Below are 17,382 nucleotides of genomic sequence, written 5' to 3' on the forward strand. Positions count from 1 at the left end.
TCGCCCCGCCGCCTGTTGATGCTGATTGCCGTGGCCTGTGCCGGGCTGTTGGCCTTTGGCCTGTATTTGCAGCATGCCGTTGGGCTGGAGCCATGCCCCATGTGCGTGGTGCAACGCTACGCGCTCACGCTGGTGGGCATTCTGGCGGCCATCGGCAGCCTGTGGCGGCGGTGCTGGTGGCAGGGGCTGTGGGCTGCGCTGGCATGGCTTACCAGTGGCTTCGGCGCGTTCGTGGCCGCCCGCCAGAGCCTGCTGCAATGGAACCCGCCCGAAATCATGAGCTGTGGCCGTGATTTCTACGGAGTGATCGAAGGATTCCCGCTGCGCGACGCCATCCCGATGCTGTTCCGTGGCAGCGGCGACTGCTCGGCGGTGGACTGGACTTTTCTGGGCCTGACCATTGCCAACTGGTCGTTCCTGGCCTTTGTCACATTCTTCGTGCTGCTGATGGGACTGGGCATCCGCTTCCTGACGGTCCGACGTGCCGGAGTGTGACCGGCCGAATGCGTTCACGGGTGTCGTTTATCATGGCGGGCCGTTGTTCTACTTTGCCTGAGAGACACTGTGAAATCAGATTGGCGCATTGCTGTTGTCATTCCCTGCTACCGGGTGAAGGCCCATATCCTGGAGGTGCTGGCGCAGATGCCGGATGTGGTGCAGCGCATCTATGTGGTGGACGATGCCTGCCCGCAAGACAGCGGGGCATGGGTACAGCAGCATTGCGTGGATGAGCGGGTGCGGGTGCTGCGCCACACTGAAAACCGAGGTGTCGGCGGCGCGGTGGTGACCGGTTATGGCCAGGCGGTGGCCGAAGACATGGATGTGGTCGTCAAGGTCGATGGCGATGGGCAGATGGACCCTGCACTGATTCCGCGTTTCGTCAAACCCATCGTGCAGGGGCAGGCCGACTACACCAAGGGCAACCGCTTCTACCGCCCGGAATCCTTCCAGTCCATGCCCAAGTTGCGGCGGTTCGGCAATCTGGCCCTGTCCTTCATGACCAAGTTCAGCAGCGGTTACTGGCCCAACATGGACCCCACCAATGGCTATACGGCAGTCTCGGTCAAGGTGCTGCAAGCACTGCCACTGGAAAAGCTCTCCCGGCGTTATTTCTTCGAGACCGACATGCTGTTTCGCCTCAACACCATCCGCGCGGTGGTGCGCGATGTGCCCATGGAGGCCGTGTACGGTGAAGAGGTCTCCAACCTGAAAATCTCCTCGGTGCTGCCGGAGTTCCTGCGCGGGCATCTGGTGCGCAGTGGCAAACGCTATGTGTACAGCTACCTGATCCGCGACTTCAGTATCGGCTCGCTGTACAGCCTGGTGGGGGCGTTGTTTTTGCTGTTTGGCGCACTGTTTGGCGCAAGCCATTGGCTGCACAGCATTGCCACGGGCATTGCTTCGAGCAACGGCACGGTAATGCTGGCAGGCATGTCGGTGTTGATTGGCGTGCAGTTTCTCATTGCGTTTCTGCACTACGACGTGGGCAATGTGCCCAGCGTACCCATCACGGACGCGCTGGACTGATTCCCGCTATGGGCATCACACATCCACCTGCACGGCATCCCCGTGCAGTTCCATCAGTTCGCGCCGGGCTGCGGCTTCGCCCTTGCCCATGAGCTGGCCGATGAAGCCGCTGGTCTGGGCAAAGCTGAAACCGCCCAGTTGCACCGGCAGCAGGTGGCGGGTGTCGGGGTTGAGGGTGGTTTCCCAGAGCTGTTCGGCATTCATCTCTCCCAGTCCCTTGAAGCGGCCAATGCTCCAGCTTCCCTCGCGCACGCCGTCCTTGCGCAGTTTCTCCAGCGTGCGTTGCAGTTCGCGTTCGGTCAATACATAGATGCGACTGGCAGGCTTGCGCCCGCGTGCCGGTACGTTGATGCTGAACAGCGGCGGCTGTGCCACGAACACATGCCCGGCCTCGATCAGTTTCGGGAAATGCCGGAAAAACAGCGTCAGCAGCAGCACCTGAATGTGCGCCCCGTCCACATCCGCATCGCTGAGGATGCAAATCTTGCCGTAGCGCAACTGGCTCAGGTCGGCCTCGTCGTCCGGGCCGTGTGGGTCTACGCCCAGGGCCACGGCAATGTCGTGGATTTCCTGGTTGGCGAACAGCCGGTCGCGCTCCACCTCCCAGGTGTTGAGCACCTTGCCGCGCAGTGGCAGGATGGCCTGGGTTTCCTTGTCGCGCCCCATCTTGGCACTGCCGCCGGCGGAGTCGCCTTCCACCAGAAACACCTCGTTGTAGGCAATGTCGCGGCTTTCGCAATCGGTCAGCTTGCCCGGCAGCACCGCCACGCCGGAGCTTTTGCGCTTCTCCACTTTCTGCCCGGCCCGCTGGCGCGTCTGTGCGGCGCGTATCACCCACTCGGCCAGCTTGCGGCCATCGTCCACATGCTCGCTCAGCCACAGTTCGAACGCGGGCCTGACAAAGCCCGACACCAGCCGGAAGGCATCGCGTGAATTGAGCTTTTCTTTCACCTGCCCTTGGAACTGCGGATCGAGCACCTTGGCCGACAGCACATAGCTGGCGCGGCCAAATACGTCTTCGGGCATCAGTTTCACGCCCTTGGGCAGCAGCGCGTGCATGTCGATGAAGCCCTTGACCGCCTGGAACAGCCCGTCGCGCAGGCCGCTGTCGTGCGTGCCGCCCGCGCTGGTGGGAATCAGGTTCACATAGCTCTCGCGCACAGGTGTGCCCTCGACGGTGAAGGCCACGCACCAGTCGGCCCCTTCCCCGATGGCGAAATGTTCGTTCTGTGCGTCGGCGTGGCCTGCTGCCTCGAACAGCGCGATCAGCGGTTCGGCAGGCAGGGTCTGGGCCAGATAGTCGCGCAGGCCACCCTTGTACTGCCAGGTTTGCGTCTGGCCGGTTTTCTCGTTGTGCAGGGCCACGCTCACGCCCGGCATCAGCACGGCCTTGCTGCGCAACAGGTGCGTCAATTCCGCCAGTGGCAACACCGGGGAGTCGAAATAGCGCGCATCCGGCCAGACACGCACCAGCGTGCCGCGTTTTTTCTCGCCGGTTCTGGCCTTGCGCACCTGCAGGGCTTCGAGGACTTCACCGCCATCGCCGAAGGCCAACTCCGCCACCTGGCCATCGCGGTGAATGCACACCTGCAAGCGGGTGGACAGTGCGTTCGTCACCGACACGCCCACGCCGTGCAGCCCGCCCGAGAAGCTGTAGGCCCCGCCGGAATCCTTGTCGAATTTGCCCCCGGCGTGCAGGCGCGTGAATACCAGCTCCACCACCGGCACGCCTTCCTGCGGGTGCAGGCCGAATGGAATGCCCCGGCCATCGTCTTCCACGCCGATGGAGCCGTCTTCGTGCAGGGTCACGCGGATTTTCTTGCCAAAGCCCGCCAGGGCCTCGTCGGCGGCGTTGTCGAGCACCTCCTGCACGATGTGCAGCGGGTTGTCGGTGCGCGTGTACATGCCGGGGCGTTGCCGCACCGGCTCCAGCCCCTTGAGTACCTTGATGGAAGATTCGCCGTATGCCGACGGGGCCGGGGTGGGGTGGCTGGTCTCGCTGGCAGTGTCAATCAGGGAATGCGTGGTCTTGTCTTGGCTCATGGCCGCCGATTGTAGGCGGTGTGCATGGCGCGCGATGCTGTGCAGGAAAAACAGATTCAGTGCAAAATCGTCCCCGGCCCATTCCATTCATTGAACCCAAGGAGTTTGCATGACCACCCAGATTGTTGTTTTCGTTGGCAGCCTGAGCAAGGAATCCATCAACCGGAAACTTGCCCAGGCCGTTGTGAAGCTGGCCCCTGCCGATTTCGCGGTCGAGTTTGCCGAGATTGGCGATCTGCCCCACTACAACCGCGACGACGATGCCCAGCAGGCCGGTGCGGTGCGCCGCGTCAAGGCCCAGATTGCACAGGCCGATGGCCTGCTGTTCGTCACGCCCGAATACAACCGCAGCATTCCTTCCGTGCTGAAGAACGTGATCGACCACGGCTCGCGCCCCTATGGCGACAACTCCTGGGCTGGCAAGCCTGCGGGTATTCTGGGCACCTCGCCCGGTGGCATCGGTTCGGCGATTGCCCAGCAGCATCTGCGCGGCATTCTGGCCTCGCAGGGCATCAAGGTGCTGGCACAGCCCGATGCCTACCTTCAGTTCCGGGATGGCCTGCTGACCGACGATGGTCAGGTGGGCGAAGGCAGCCGCGCATTCCTGCAAGCCTGGGTGGATGCCTTCGCGCAGTGGGTGCTGGCCCACAAGGCATAACGGCTTTGACGGGTCTGGGCCTGGGTGAGCCTGTCATGAGGCACAATGGATTTTTGTCCATTACCCACCCACTACTGGCCCAGCATCAAGGAGGTTTGCCTGGCATGAGTTACGACCCGAACAATATTTTCGCCAAGATTCTGCGCGGAGAAGCCCCGGCCATCCGCGTCTATGAAGATGCGCAGACGCTGGCTTTCATGGACATCATGCCCGAGGCCGAAGGCCATGTGCTGGTGGTTCCCAAAGAGGCCGCCGAAACCCTGCTCGACCTCTCGGAAGACAGTGCCCGCGCTGCCATTGTCACGACACGGCGTGTGGCGATTGCCGTCAAGCAGGCCCTGGAGGCTTCGGCGGTGCGCGTGGCGCAGTTCAGCGGAGCCGATGCCGGACAAACCGTGCCGCACTGCCACTTCCACATCGTGCCCCATGTTCCCGGCGCGGTGCGCAGCAGCCATGCCACCCGCATGGCCAATCCGGCAGACCTGGAAGTGATTGCCGAGAAAATCCGCGCTGCACTGGTTTGAGAATCCCCATTCCGACGGGCGATTTCCACTCTTTTCGAGAGTCACACTGCGTCATTCCAGCCTTGCTCAAAGCACCAAACACCGTCATGCCGGACTTAATCCGGCATCCAGTGCAACGCAATCCATTGGTAAACAAGGTGTTTTTGCAAGCCTCGTCACTGGATGCCGGATTAAGTCCGGCATGACGTGGCGAACAGTAGTAGGCAAAGGTCGGCATGACGGTATCGGTTGGAATGGTAGCCCGACAGACAACAGCGCGGGGCTTCAGTCCACCGGTGTGAGCTTGGCCACCGACAGCAGCAGCAGCTTGCTGCCGTGGCGGCCAAAGTCGATGCGGGCCTTGCGGTCGTTGCCTGCTCCTTCGATCGCCTGCACCACGCCTTCGCCGAACTTGGTGTGAAACACCTTCTGGCGCACACGCAGGCCACCGCTTTCTTCCGGCTGGCTCTTGCGCACTGGCACTGGTGCCTGAACGGCTTCGCGCCACGGCGCATGGGCCTTGTCGTGGGAGCGGCTGCTGCTGGCTGAATATCCGCCAGCCGATGCCGGGCGTTGGCGCGGGGTGAGCCATTTCAGGCTGCCTTCGGGCAATTCGTCCAGGAAACGGCTGGGCTGGTTGCCCTGAATCTGGCCGTTGAGCATGCGCTGCTGTGCCAGACTGATGTACAGGCGTTTGCGTGCGCGGGTGATGGCCACATACATCAGGCGGCGTTCCTCCTCCAGCCCGGCCTGATCGTTCAAGGCGTTGTAGTGGGGGAACAGTCCTTCTTCCATGCCGGCAATGAATACGGCATCGAATTCCAGCCCCTTGGAGGCGTGGACGGTCATCAACTGGATGGCCTGTTGCCCGGCTTGGGTCTGGTTGTCGCCTGCCTCCAGCGAGGCGTGGGTGAGAAAAGCTGCCAGCGGGCTGAGGGTTTCGCCGGTTTCGAGATCGAGCCGATAGCCCATGCCCATGTCTTGCAGCATATTGCCGGCATCAGGCTCCAGCGGCTGGTCGGGCAGCAGCCCCTGGCTGGCGGGGCTTTGTGTCAGCGGGCGGCCCTGTTCATCGATGGGCAGCGTGGTGGTGTCGGCGGCAAAGCCTTCCTGGATGATGAAGCTCTCGGCGGCATTGACCAGTTCCTCAAGGTTTTCCACGCGATCCACGCCGTCTTTTTCGGCGCGGTAGTGGTCGAGCAGGCCACTGGTTTCCAGCACGGCGGTGATGGTGTGGCGCAGTGGCTGATCCTGGTTGTGCTGGCGCAGCTCTTGCAGCAGTTGCGTGAAGTCGCGCAGTTTCTCGCCTGCCTTGCCAGGGACGTGGGCCACCGCTTCATGCAGGGATTGCTGGTGCTGGGCGGCGGCATCCTGCAACTGCTCCAGCGTGCGCGCACCAATGCCGCGTGGCGGAAAATTGACGATGCGCAGAAAGCTGGTGTCGTCCCAGGGATTTTCCAGCAGGCGCAGGTAGGCCAGCGCATGCTTGATTTCGGCCCGCTCGAAAAAGCGCAGTCCGCCATAGACGCGGTAGGGCAGTTTGGCACGCAGCAAGGCGGCTTCGAGTGCGCGGCTTTGTGCGTTGCTGCGATAGAGAATGGCGATTTCCTGGTGGGGGAAGCCGTCCTGGCGCAGCAACTGGCGGATTTCGTCGCTGATCCAGTCGGCCTCGGCCAGGTCGTTGTAGGCTTCGCTGATGCGCACGGGTTCACCCGCGCCCTGGTCGGTGCGCAGGTTCTTGCCCAGACGCTGGCGGTTATGGGCAATCAGCGCGTTGGCACAGTCCAGAATGTGGCTGTAGGAGCGGTAATTCTGCTCCAGCTTGATGGGCTGGCTCACGCGGAAGTCGCGCACGAAGTCGGCCATGTTGCCCACCCGCGCGCCACGGAACGCATAGATGCTCTGGTCGTCGTCGCCCACGGCCACGACGCTGGAATGGGTGTGCAACTGACCGTTGTCCCATTCGCCCGCCAGTTGTTGCAGCCAGCGGTATTGCAGCCGGTTGGTGTCCTGGAATTCGTCCACCAGAATGTGGCGAAAGCGTTGCTGGTAGTGCTGGCGGATGGCGGGGTGATCGCGCAGCAGCTCGTAACTGCGCAGCATGAGTTCGCCAAAATCCACCACGCCTTCGCGCTGGCATTGCTGCTCGTAGAGCTGGTAAAGCTCCACGCGGGTGCGCGATTCGGCATCGTGTACCGGCACGTTTTCGGGGCGCATGCCTTCTTCTTTGCAGCCTGAAATGAAGTACTGGACTTTCTTCGGCTCGAACAGCTCGGTGTCGATGGAGTGCTGCTTCATCAGCCGCTTGATGGCGGAGAGCTGATCCTGCATGTCCAGCACCTGGAACTGCTTGGGCAGACCCACGGCGGTGGCATGGGCACGCAGCATGCGGTTGCACAGGCCGTGGAACGTGCCGATCCACATGCCCCGCACCGCCACGGGCAGCATGGCTGAGAGGCGCGTGGTCATCTCGCGTGCGGCCTTGTTGGTGAAGGTGACCGCCAGAATGCCGCCGGGCGAGACCTGCCCGGTTTGCAGCAGCCAGGCAATGCGGGTGGTGAGCACACGGGTCTTGCCGGAGCCGGCACCGGCCAGCACCAGCGTATGGCCACCGCTGAAGGTGACGGCGGCACGCTGTTCGGCATTCAGCCCGTGCAGCAGTGCGGAGTCGGAAGAATCGGGGGGGAGTGCCGCATGACGGGCGGCAGTTTCTGAGGAAAATGGCATGGGGCGATTGTAGGGCCTGTCATCCACACTCCTTTAGCCGTGCCGATGCCGCCGATGGGCCAGTGTGTCCAGCGAAAACACCAGCAGGGCCAGCCAGATCAGCCCGAAGCTGATGAGGTGGTGCAGCGTGAATGCCTCTTTGTAGATCAATACGCCAATGGCAAGCTGGATGGACGGCGCAATGTACTGGATGAAGCCCAGCGTGGACAGCGGCAGGCGGCGTGCGGCATTGGCGAACCACAGCAGCGGCAGGGCCGTGACCACGCCCGCCAGCGTCACTGCCACCATGCCACCCCAGCCCTGACTGCGCCAGCCCACCGCATCGGGCTGCCATGCCACCCAGCCCAGGTACAGCATCGCCAGTGGCAGCACCATCAGCGTTTCCACTGCCAGCCCGACTGTGCCGCTCACCGGCGTGGATTTGCGCACCAGTCCATACAGGGCAAAGCTGGCCGCCAGTCCCAGCGAAATCCACGGCCACGCGCCCAGGCCAATCACCTGCCACAGCACCCCGGATACCGCCAGCCCCACGGCCAGCCACTGCACGGGGCGCAGGCGTTCGCCCAGTACCAGCACCCCCAGCAGCACGCTGAACAGGGGGTTGATGAAGTAGCCCAGACTGGACTGCACGATATGCCCGCTGTTCACCGCCCAGACAAACAGCAGCCAGTTGGCAGACACCAGCAGCCCGGTGCATGCCAGCGTGAGCAGCAGCCTGGGACGCAGGAACACGCCACGCAGCGCGGGCAACTCGCGTGCTGCCACCAGCAAGCCCAGCAACAGCAGCACCGACCAGACGACGCGGTGGGCAATCGCCTGCCCGCTGGGAAGCCAGGCAATCCACTTCCAGTACAGGGTGACGCCCCCCCAGCTTCCGTAGGCCATGAAGGCATAGAGAATGCCGGTGCGTGTTTCGGCCGTGTCGCTGGCCGGGCGGATGGAGGAGGGCATGAGAAAGTGCGGAAGTTGCGGGAGGTGATGGGGCAGGGCAAGGCCGTCAGGACAGCAGCATCCCCAGCCCCGACAGTGTGAGCACGCCCAGCACCACGCGCCGGAATGCCTGCTCGCTCAGACCACGGTAGAGGCGCACGCCCAGCAGCACCGGCACCAGCACGGCCAGAGCAACCAGGGCGAAGAAGGGCAGCATGGACACGGTCACATGCCCCTGCCAGACGTGCATACTGAACGATACGAACAGCACCGACAGATTGAAATTCTGGATGACGGCGCGCTGCTCCTCGCGGGCCAGACCCCGCATCATGCTCCACAGGGTGGGAGCCACACCGGAGAAGCCGCCCAGGCCACTGAGTACACCACCCAGCAGCCCTGAAATGGCATCGCCGGTGCGACCACCGCGCTGGATGCGGGGCATTCGCGGAGCCAGCAGCATCAGCGGGCAGAACACCACCAGAATCGCGCCTACCACCGATTTGAACTGCTGTGCATCCAGCAGCGGCAACAGCCATACGCCCAGTGGCACGCCCAGCAGGCCCCCCAGCAGGAACGGCCGCAACAAACGCCATTGCAGTGCGCGCCGTGTCGTGAATACCGCCACCAACTGCCCGGTGAGCGCGCCGAAAATCGCCAGTTGCGCAGCCAGTTGTGGCTCCAGTGTCCACGCCCATATTGACATGGCCGTCAGCCCAAAGGCAAAGCCCGACAGACCTTGCACGAACCCGGCCAGCACTGCGCCCAGCACCACGAAAACGTAAACACTCAGCATGATGGATCAAGGCCATTGAGGAGAAGGTTCGGATTCTCCTCCGAATTCCATTTGGGTGCTTGAACTCCTGGGGTCACCTCATGGTGTGCGGGAGTGGCATGTGGCTGGTCAGCCCTGCAACAGCAGCCAGATGGCGATGATGGCCATGTAGCCGGCATAAGGAATGGAGCGTGCCGGGCCGGAGCGACGCACTGGTGCGATGCCCGTGTCGGCGGATGCCGACGGTTGCTCTGCTGGCAACGGGGACGCAGGGGTGTAGCGTTGCAGAAAAAGGAAACGCGCTTGCAGCCAAGTCCACTCGGGCCGTTGCTGAAATTTTCGCCAGAATATTACGGTCAAGCCGTGGATGCCTGCCAGCAGGCTGCCGCCGACCCAGATGGTGAGCAGGTCGATTTGCAGACCGAACCACAGGCCAATGACAGCGGCAAATTTCACGTCGCCCGCCCCCATCCAGCGCATGGCATAGAACGGCATCAGGGCACAGAAAGCCACCACCATGCCCAGCAGGCCATTCGTCAGGCTGACTTGCAGGTGAAACGGCTGAAGGCCGCTGAGCAGCACAACTGCACCAGCGACCAAGCCCAGCACCACCATCCAGTTGCGCACCCGGCGGATGCGCAGGTCAGTCACTACGATGGCAATTAGCCAAAGTACAACAGACAGATTGAGAATGTTGCCTAGCCAATCCATTCAGTATCACATTAAGGGGCAGTAGCGTTACCGCCTTCGATAGCGGTACCGATATTTTCGAATACTGTCTTGATTTCGGTACCCAGAGCAGTCACAGCAGCAATGATCACCACAGCGATCAGGCCAGCAATCAGGCCATATTCAATGGCGGTCGCGCCTTCTTCGTCTTGCAGGAAGTTCTTGATGAAGTTGGTCATGTTTTTCTCCAATTGTCAGAAATGACCGCCTGAAATTTCTTTCAATCAACCAACGGCGGGGAAATTGGTTTTGATGGGCTGAATGTTATCACTTTTTTCTGTTTGTTACAAAGCCATGCTCATTGCAGGGTTATATTTGGAAGCAATTTGTTGATTTTTTGTGCGGGCGGATGCCTTACAAAAGCGATCGAATGCGGGTTTCTGGCCGTAATTGCACGGATTCTGATGGATCTCGGCTGTTTTGCACGCCCGGTTCATGCGATTGTGTCGATGCAGGTGCAACAAATGGTTGTGCGTGGATTGGTGGTGAGATGGTTACATCTTCGGAAGATGTTTCAGTGAATGACTGGAACAGTGGGTGGAGCCAGCGGTGGGGGGTGTCCTGCGGCAGCAGTTGGCCTGTGGTGCGCACCAGTTGCAACTGCTGGATGCGCTGGTCGTAGCGGGCATCGATTTCTTCGAGCATCAGGGTCTGCATGTCGAGTTGGGCATCGAGTACCTGCGAGAGGCTGCCGCGCCCCGCTTCCAGCAGGCGGCGGCGGCCTTCAAATGCGGCGGCGGCCTGTTTGACGGCATCGGCAAGCTGGCTTTCGCGCTGTGCTCCAGACTCCACGCGCCCCCAGCCTGCCGATGCGGTCTCGCGCACCTGACGGCGCACGTTTTCGTACTGTGCTTCCTGGTTCTGGAGTTCGTTGAGGGATTTGCGAATGCGGTCGCGCAGTTCAAAGCCGTTACCGAAGTCCCAGTTGAGTTCCACGCCATAGCGGGTTCCTTCGCTGTAGAGGATGCCTTTGGGGTCGTGGCTGTGGGTGACAACGGCATCGAGTGTGGGCAGGCGTTGTGCCTTGCTGCGATCGACTTCGGCGCGGGCGCGTTCGATCTGTTGTTGAACTTCGCGCAGTTCGCTGCTGTGCGCTTCGGCATCCTGCAAGGCCTGTTCTTCGCCACGCGGCATCCAGAAGGCGGGAATGTTCAGGGGCGGAAGCCAGTCGGGTTCGGGGGTGAAGCTGTAGTAGCGGGTGAACCGCGCCAGGGCATCGGCACGCTGGGCTTCGAGGGCGTGTTGCTGGGCGCGGGCACTGGCCTGGCGGGAGGCGGCTTGTCGCAGGTCGTTGCGGCCGACGGCACCGAGCTCGGCACGGCGTTCCTCCAATACCGCCAAGCGTTCGATGATGTCGGCGGATTCGGCGGCAATGCGCGCCTTGTGCTCGTAGCGTTGCAGGTTGAGCAGGGCGGTCAGGGCATCGAGCAGGATGTTCTGGCGGGTTCCGTGCAGAACATCACCGCGTGCGGATTGGGTGAAGCCGGCGGCACGGATGTCGGCATTGATGGCTCCGCCATCGAGTACGCTCATGCGCACTTCGGCGTTGATGGCGTTGTAGTCCTGCTGGCGACCATTGCGCTCGGCACTGCCGCTGGTGGTGCCGACCTTGAAGGTGGGCCAGCGTGCGCCACGAGCGGTATTGAGATCGTGTCCGGCAGATTCCAGCGAGGCCTGTGCCTGTAGGACTTCCGGGTGTTCGTTCAGCATGGCATAGAGTGCCTCCAGCAATTGCCTTTGGGCGTGGTTGTCGGCCAGGCTGTGGGGCGAGAGGCGTTGCGCCATGCGCAGCCAGGGGGTGGCGGCGGCATCGGTGGCGGCCGCGATTTCTGCGGGGCTGGGCACGGGTACGGGTGGCAATTGCTGGACCCAGTCGGGCAGAGTGTGCGCGGGCATGGGTGCATCGGGCGATGCCAGTGGCGGTTGTTCCTGCGCTGGTGCCGGTATCGGTGCCTGTGGTATCTGCTGTGCCTGCACGGTTGGCAGGGAAAGGCCGAGCAGCACCAGCACGGCGGTGGCGCGCAGGGTACGGGTTGGGAACGGATGGGTGGTTTTCATGGCACAGGAGTGAAGGCAGCGGCGGGCGGGGGCGGACAGGGATGTCAGGGTTCGCGGAAGGCTTCGCTTTGTACGCGCAGCACGGGGCGCAGGATGTACCAGATGAAGGGCTCGTGGCCCAGCAGCAGATCGACTTGGGCCTGCATGCCGGTGGTGATGCGGTTGTCGGTGCGTCCGACCCAGGGCTGTGTCAGGCTGGCATGAAGGCGGAAGTAGGAAGGGGAGTCGGGAATGTTGGGGTCGCGGTCGGCATCGGCGGCGACGAGGGTGACGGTGCCTGGCACGGAGCCGTAGCGCAGGAAGTCGTAGGCAGTGATCTTGACTTTCACGGCCTGGCCCTGGTGGACGTAACCCCGATCGGCCGGGTTGAGGCGTGCCTCGACGATGACCTCTTCCTTGTCAGGGACGATTTCGAGGATGGGTTCGCCTGCCTTCACGACCCAGCCTGCCCCAGAGCTTCTGAGGCCCTTGATGATGCCATCGGTGGGGGCCGTGACAATGGTGCGGGTGCGCTGATTGCGGGCGCGGGAGAGGTCTTCGGCCAGACTCAGGAGTTCGCGCTCGACTTCGGCCAGTTCTTCGGAGGCACGACGCTGGAAGCTTCCCTGGGTTTCCATGACCTTGGCCTGTGCCAGCTCGACACGGGCACGGTTGCTGACGAGGCTTTCGCGTGCGGCAGCCAATTCGGTGCGCACCTGTTCGAGGGCGCGTTGCTTGTCGATGACTTCCAGCTGGCCGATCAATTGTTCTGCAACCAGTTGGCGGGCGATGCTGGCTTCTTCTTCGTGCAGGCGCAGGGCGGTTTGCAGGCCGTTGATGCGGGCCTGGTTCTGGGCCACGTCGCCCCGTGCCTGGTGCAGGCTCGCCTGGGCTGCGGCCAGGCTGCCCCTGTGTTCGAGTGCGCGCGCATTGAAGGCCCCCACTTCTGCCTGAACGACCTGACTACCCAGGCTGCTGGGAAAGTCACTGCGCAGCAGGGGCTTGCCCAGGGTTTCGGCGGTGAGCCGGGTCTTGATGGCCATGGCGTTGGCGTGGCGCGCGGTGAGCTGTTCCAGGTTGAGGCTGTTGCTGCCCAGATCGATTTCCAGCAGGGGATCGTTCGCGCTGACGATCTGGCCTTCACGCACATGGACTTCGGTGACGATGCCCCCTTCCAAGTGTTGCACGGTCTGCACCCGGTCGGAAGGAATGACCTGACCGGGGGCCACCACGACGTTTTCGACCGGATACAGCAGGCCCACAATCACCAGTACGCCCAATGCGCCAATGAAGCTGCGGCGCATGATGCGCCCACGGCGGTGCTTGGATGCGCTGGAATGCGCGGGTGGATGGGTGGATGCGGCGGTGTGGTCTGTGGCCCAGGCAGGGGTTTGGTTGGGGGCCGGGGTATCGGCATCTTCCTGTGAGGACTTGCGCAACACTTGCGGCAGGTCGCCGGGAGATTGGTTTTCGGATTTCATGCAATGGTCTCCTGATTCTGGTGTGCGGTCGGTGGCGTGGCCGTAGCGGGCGGCGGCGTGTAGGCCGAGCCGTACAGCCGTGGCAGCAGTTGTCGTGGTGTGCCATGTTCCACATGTCCGTCACCCCGCACATGGTAAATGTGTTGTGCCACGGATGCCACGCGCACTGAGTGTGTGATGACGATGACCGTGAGTTTCTGCGCGATGTGTTGCAGGTTTTTCAGCAGGGCGGTTTCGCTGTCGAAGTCCAGGTCGCTGCTGGGCTCGTCGAGTACCAGCACGGAGGGGTTGCGCAGGAACATTTGTGCAAGGGCGAGCTTGCGCAGCTCACCGGCGGACAGGCCGGTTCCGCCCTCGCCCACAACGGTTTGGTAGCCCTGTGGCAAATGGCTGATGAACGCGTGTGCACCCGTGAGCTGGCAGGCGCGCACGATGGTCTGGTCATCGGCCTGGGCATTGACCATGCGCAGACCCTCGATGATGGTGCCGCTGAACCAGTACACCTGCTGGGCCAGGCAGCCTACCCAATGCCCCAGATCGGCGCGGGAGAATTGCGCCATGTCGTATTCATCGATGTAGATGGTTCCCTCGGTAGGCTGGTAGAGGCCCGCCAGCAGTTTGCCCAAGGTCGATTTGCCCGCACCGTTGCGCCCAACGATGGCATGCAGCCCGCCTGGGCCAATGTCCAGCGTGACATTTTCCAGCGGAGTCTGTCCCGTGGGATAGTGAAAGCTGACTTGATCCAGGTGAAAGCGGCCTTTGGGCCGGGGCAGTTGCAGGGTTTGTGGCGGGGCATTTTCCACCGGTTCTTCCAGGGCTTTCTGCAAGCGACGGGTCGCCTCGTTGGAGCGCGCCAGCGATCGCCAGTTGCCCGCCAGTTGCGCCACGGGCGACAGGGCTTTGCTGGCGAGCAGATTGACAGCCATGAGGCTGCCGATGCTCATCCATTGTTCATTGATGGCAATGGCCCCGACCGTGATGACGGCAATCGAGAAAAGAGTCAGCAGGATGATGCTGGTCTCACGCGCATTTTCCATGTCACCATTCTTGCGAAAGCTCTCGCCCAGCCAGAAGTCATAGCCTTGCTGCCAGTTCTGCTTGATGGTGGCATCGTGTGCCAGGGCCTTGAGTGTGGTGCGTGCATGGCAGACTTCGGCGGTGCTGCGATCAAGGGCACGGGCCTTTACCAGCTCTTCCACCCGGCCACTGCGCACTTCATCTGCCCACCACCAGGCCAGCACCCCCAGGACAATCATGGCCACGATGATGACGGGCAGCACCGGCCAGGCGATGATGCCAATGACGATCAGGGCCAGCAGTGCCATTGGCAAATCGAAAATGGCACTGGCCAGGCCACCGGAAATGCTGGCGCGCATCGCGGGGATGTCCCGAAACAGTTGCAGCCACTGGCTGGAAGGGCGCGATTCCAAGGCCAGCAGGGGGCGTTGCAACATGGAGTCCATCAGGGCCTGCGAGACATCGTGGTCGATGGTGGCACCGGCTTCGCGCAATGAGCGAGCCCGCCGGATGCGCAGCCACCATTCGATGCCCAGAAAACACAAGACACCGGCGACCATGGCCGTGAGCGTGGCCGTGCCGCCGCGCGAGATCACCCGGTTGAACACTTGCAGCAGAAAAATGGAAGGCAACAGCCCCAGCAGGCCAATCGGCAGGGACAGCCAGGCAGCCATGCGTATCTGGGGCCATGCCTTTTGGCAGGCATTGGCAATCGCGTCCGCATAGGGGCTGCTGGCAACCGATGTGGCCTGTGAGGACGAGGCATCGGCCGGATCGACATCGGGGCGCGACGCTGCACGATGGCTGGAAGAGGACAACAGGCGGCTGGGCAGCAAATAGTGAATCATGGGTTGAAATGGCGGGAGACGCTGGTGTCCTGAAAACAGTCGTGTTGCGCATTATGCGCTGGAGCCACGGACTACGGTTCCCGGCAGGGCATCGTCCCATTGGCATTGCGATGGTTTGCTTTGCCACATCAGGGTGCGCAGCAGCGAATACATGCAGGTCAGCGAGTATAAAAAAATACAGGCCAATTTCTTGGCCTGTATCGATGGATGGGCAAACCCTTGCTGAACGCCACCACTGCCTGCCAAGGCAAGGCGTGGGTGGCGCACAGCGCAGGAGTGCGTCAGATCAACTGGTTGTTTTGCAGTTGCTGTGCCAGCGTCAAGGCCGTTTCATTGCCCTTGTCGCCGCTGATCTGGCTGCTGATCGGCACTGCAATCGGCTCCACGTCGTGCGAGGCTTCGTTTGGCTGTGCACTCGCATTCTCGCTCACAGCCGCAGTCGCTGTATTTCCAGCCAGCTCCGCATTCTGTTGTGAATTTGCAACAGAATCCGTGTCTGCCGATGGCTCCTTGGCCTCCAGCGTGACTTCCTGGGTCAGCAACAGATCCAGCACGCCGGCATCACTGCCTTGCGCATTGTCTGCAACCGACTCGGTTTCCTCGGACTGGAACAGGGCTGTCAGCACAGAGGAACCTTCATCCGACAGCGCAGGCGTGAACGCCATGGCCATGGCCACTGGTGCTGCGGCAGGCTCAATACCAGCAGCAGCGTTACCCAACAGACCATGGGTCAGTGCGGAGAGGTCGAGGGAGTCCAGCAGATCGTGAAGCAGTCCACCAGTGACATCGTCAATGGTGCCCCCGATGATGTCCTGAACATTGGCTCCCAAACTTCCGGCTGCTTTGTCTATGCCAAAACCACCAATCAAAGAGGGATCGAGGTCTTTGACGAGGCGAGTGCCACCAACAAGATCACTTACCAACCCCAGGACACCTTCCAGCAAATCGCCCACGGCACCGAGCAGGCCGCCTGAAAGATCGGTCAGTAACGTAGGCAGAGTACTCAAACCTGTATTGCCAAGTCCTCCCAAAGTGGTTCCCAGCAAATTGAGTACATCGGCACTGCCAGAAAGATTCTGGAGATTCTCCAAAGCAGTTTCGATATTGTCTTTCTGGTCATTTCCTCCCAGAAAGCCCAAAGTTGGTTGTACATGTGTGGTAATACCATTCAACAGACTATCAACAGCCTCTGTAATGGAGTCTGCAAGGTTCAGATTGCCCAGCAAGCCATTCACCGCCTCACCCAGCACACCCAATGGGCTGCCAGCACCTTGCGCGGACAAACTGTTTTCCAGGCTTTCCAGAACGCCCAGTCCACCAGGCAATGCCAGCAGATCGTTGAGTGGCCCGGTAATGGCAGCCAAAGTACCACCGTTCGGATCGATCAACGCATCCACCAGATCGGAGACCGGTTCCAGCAACTCGGTGCCAGTGGTCACATCCTTCAGAATGCCTTGCAGGCTGGAGATCAATCCCCAATCCTTGCCAGAGCCACCGGTCAAGGTGCCCAGCAGTGAACCAGCTCCAGTCAAACCGCTCAGCAAGCCACCGTCGCTGCCTGTGCCCAGCAAGCCGTTCACCACATTGGCAATCGGATTGCCACCCTGGATGCCACTCAGCAGGCCTTGCAGCGCAGTGACCACAGGAGCCAGTGCCGTCGGGTTGCCTGCATCACTGCCCAGACCACCGATGAGGCTGTTCAACACAGGCCCTACCGAATCACCCAAACCTTCCAGTACCCCTGTGAGATTCAGCAATCCACCGGTGTCACCTGCACTGAGCAGGTTGTTGAGCAGGTCGGTGCCCAGCAGGGCATCGGTGCCGGTGAGGCCGCCGAGCACGCTCTCGAGCAGGTCGGTGACGCTGCCCAGCAGGTTGCCGCCGAGCAAGTCGCCCACGCCGCCGAGCAGGTCGCCGCCCAGCAGGCCGCCCAGCAGGCCGCCGAGGTCACCGACCGATGCGCCGCCGCTGAGGTTGCCCAGCACGTTGTTGAGGGTGTCGATCAGCGGGTTCAGTCCGGTGCCGGGGATCAGCACCAGGCCTTCGACCAGTTCGCTCAGGGCCTCGAGGCCACCGGCGGTGCCGGTGAGGTCTTCGAGGATGGAGGTGA

Annotated in this window: 13 protein-coding genes and 1 pseudogene; 4 read left to right on the plus strand and 10 right to left on the minus strand. The window is 62.0% G+C overall.

What is annotated here, in order from left to right; translation table 11 throughout:
* Positions 1–18 precede the first annotated feature (18 nt).
* Together BUE21_RS09765 and BUE21_RS09770 are read left to right on the plus strand one after the other, a co-directional pair.
* Positions 19–495, plus strand: a complete 477-nt coding sequence (locus BUE21_RS09765) for a disulfide bond formation protein B (RefSeq protein WP_073356510.1) — start codon at positions 19–21, stop codon at positions 493–495.
* A 69-nt stretch (positions 496–564) separates the two neighbouring features.
* Positions 565–1,527: a glycosyltransferase family 2 protein gene (locus BUE21_RS09770; RefSeq protein WP_073356498.1), complete on the plus strand. Its 963-nt coding sequence runs from the start codon at positions 565–567 to the stop codon at positions 1,525–1,527.
* A 15-nt stretch (positions 1,528–1,542) separates the two neighbouring features.
* On the opposite strand, the gene BUE21_RS09775 is transcribed toward BUE21_RS09770, so the two are convergent.
* The gene (locus tag BUE21_RS09775; protein ID WP_073356511.1) at positions 1,543–3,570 is read right to left on the minus strand and encodes a DNA topoisomerase IV subunit B; all 2,028 of its coding nucleotides are present in this window, start codon (positions 3,568–3,570) and stop codon (positions 1,543–1,545) included.
* 109 nt (positions 3,571–3,679) lie between these two features.
* Between BUE21_RS09775 and BUE21_RS09780 the strand changes: the two genes are divergently transcribed.
* Both BUE21_RS09780 and BUE21_RS09785 read left to right on the plus strand, forming a co-directional pair.
* Entirely contained in the window at positions 3,680–4,228 is a 549-nt protein-coding gene (locus BUE21_RS09780) for an NADPH-dependent FMN reductase (RefSeq protein ID WP_073356499.1), read from the plus strand.
* A gap of 104 nt (positions 4,229–4,332) precedes the next feature.
* Positions 4,333–4,752, plus strand: a complete 420-nt coding sequence (locus tag BUE21_RS09785) for an HIT family protein (protein WP_073356500.1) — start codon at positions 4,333–4,335, stop codon at positions 4,750–4,752.
* Positions 4,753–5,016: 264 nt separating this feature from the next.
* Here BUE21_RS09785 and BUE21_RS09790 read toward each other — a convergent pair whose 3' ends face one another.
* The 9 genes and pseudogenes from BUE21_RS09790 to BUE21_RS14705 all read right to left on the minus strand — a co-directional run.
* Positions 5,017–7,458, minus strand: coding sequence for an ATP-dependent helicase (locus BUE21_RS09790; protein ID WP_073356501.1), 2,442 nt, complete (start codon positions 7,456–7,458; stop codon positions 5,017–5,019).
* Positions 7,459–7,491: 33 nt separating this feature from the next.
* Positions 7,492–8,409, minus strand: a complete 918-nt coding sequence (gene rarD / locus BUE21_RS09795) for an EamA family transporter RarD (protein ID WP_073356502.1) — start codon at positions 8,407–8,409, stop codon at positions 7,492–7,494.
* 46 nt (positions 8,410–8,455) lie between these two features.
* Positions 8,456–9,181, minus strand: a complete 726-nt coding sequence (locus BUE21_RS09800) for a sulfite exporter TauE/SafE family protein (protein WP_073356503.1) — start codon at positions 9,179–9,181, stop codon at positions 8,456–8,458.
* 108 nt (positions 9,182–9,289) lie between these two features.
* Positions 9,290–9,871, minus strand: coding sequence for an A24 family peptidase (locus BUE21_RS09805; RefSeq protein ID WP_084523140.1), 582 nt, complete (start codon positions 9,869–9,871; stop codon positions 9,290–9,292).
* Positions 9,872–9,882: 11 nt separating this feature from the next.
* Positions 9,883–10,068 (minus strand): Flp family type IVb pilin, encoded by a 186-nt coding sequence (locus BUE21_RS09810; RefSeq protein WP_073356504.1) that lies wholly within the window; start codon positions 10,066–10,068, stop codon positions 9,883–9,885.
* Between the two features lie 175 nt (positions 10,069–10,243).
* Positions 10,244–11,947, minus strand: a complete 1,704-nt coding sequence (locus BUE21_RS09815; protein WP_073356505.1) for a TolC family protein — start codon at positions 11,945–11,947, stop codon at positions 10,244–10,246.
* A 44-nt stretch (positions 11,948–11,991) separates the two neighbouring features.
* The gene (locus tag BUE21_RS09820; RefSeq protein WP_073356506.1) at positions 11,992–13,407 is read right to left on the minus strand and encodes an HlyD family type I secretion periplasmic adaptor subunit; all 1,416 of its coding nucleotides are present in this window, start codon (positions 13,405–13,407) and stop codon (positions 11,992–11,994) included.
* Complete coding sequence (locus BUE21_RS09825) at positions 13,404–15,272, minus strand: peptidase domain-containing ABC transporter (protein WP_084523141.1); 1,869 nt, start codon at positions 15,270–15,272, stop codon at positions 13,404–13,406. The genes BUE21_RS09820 and BUE21_RS09825 overlap by 4 nt, the downstream gene beginning before the upstream one ends.
* A gap of 281 nt (positions 15,273–15,553) precedes the next feature.
* Positions 15,554–17,382, minus strand: a pseudogene (locus BUE21_RS14705) (hypothetical protein); the annotation flags it as partial.

The organism is Lampropedia hyalina DSM 16112 (genome assembly GCF_900129055.1).
Classification (GTDB): Bacteria; Pseudomonadota; Gammaproteobacteria; order Burkholderiales; family Burkholderiaceae_C; genus Lampropedia; species Lampropedia hyalina.

What these genes read in the sequence shown, in the direction of transcription:
- BUE21_RS09815 (WP_073356505.1), bottom strand. Translation starts at nt 11,947, where the DNA reads ATGAAAACCACCCATCCGTTCCCAACCCGTACCCTGCGCGCCACCGCC.
- BUE21_RS09775 (WP_073356511.1), bottom strand. Translation starts at nt 3,570, where the DNA reads ATGAGCCAAGACAAGACCACGCATTCCCTGATTGACACTGCCAGCGAG.
- rarD (WP_073356502.1), bottom strand. Translation starts at nt 8,409, where the DNA reads ATGCCCTCCTCCATCCGCCCGGCCAGCGACACGGCCGAAACACGCACC.
- BUE21_RS09785 (WP_073356500.1), top strand. Translation starts at nt 4,333, where the DNA reads ATGAGTTACGACCCGAACAATATTTTCGCCAAGATTCTGCGCGGAGAA.
- BUE21_RS09800 (WP_073356503.1), bottom strand. Translation starts at nt 9,181, where the DNA reads ATGCTGAGTGTTTACGTTTTCGTGGTGCTGGGCGCAGTGCTGGCCGGG.
- BUE21_RS09825 (WP_084523141.1), bottom strand. Translation starts at nt 15,272, where the DNA reads ATGATTCACTATTTGCTGCCCAGCCGCCTGTTGTCCTCTTCCAGCCAT.
- BUE21_RS09805 (WP_084523140.1), bottom strand. Translation starts at nt 9,871, where the DNA reads ATGGATTGGCTAGGCAACATTCTCAATCTGTCTGTTGTACTTTGGCTA.
- BUE21_RS09810 (WP_073356504.1), bottom strand. Translation starts at nt 10,068, where the DNA reads ATGACCAACTTCATCAAGAACTTCCTGCAAGACGAAGAAGGCGCGACC.
- BUE21_RS09790 (WP_073356501.1), bottom strand. Translation starts at nt 7,458, where the DNA reads ATGCCATTTTCCTCAGAAACTGCCGCCCGTCATGCGGCACTCCCCCCC.
- BUE21_RS09765 (WP_073356510.1), top strand. Translation starts at nt 19, where the DNA reads ATGCTGATTGCCGTGGCCTGTGCCGGGCTGTTGGCCTTTGGCCTGTAT.
- BUE21_RS09780 (WP_073356499.1), top strand. Translation starts at nt 3,680, where the DNA reads ATGACCACCCAGATTGTTGTTTTCGTTGGCAGCCTGAGCAAGGAATCC.
- BUE21_RS09820 (WP_073356506.1), bottom strand. Translation starts at nt 13,407, where the DNA reads ATGAAATCCGAAAACCAATCTCCCGGCGACCTGCCGCAAGTGTTGCGC.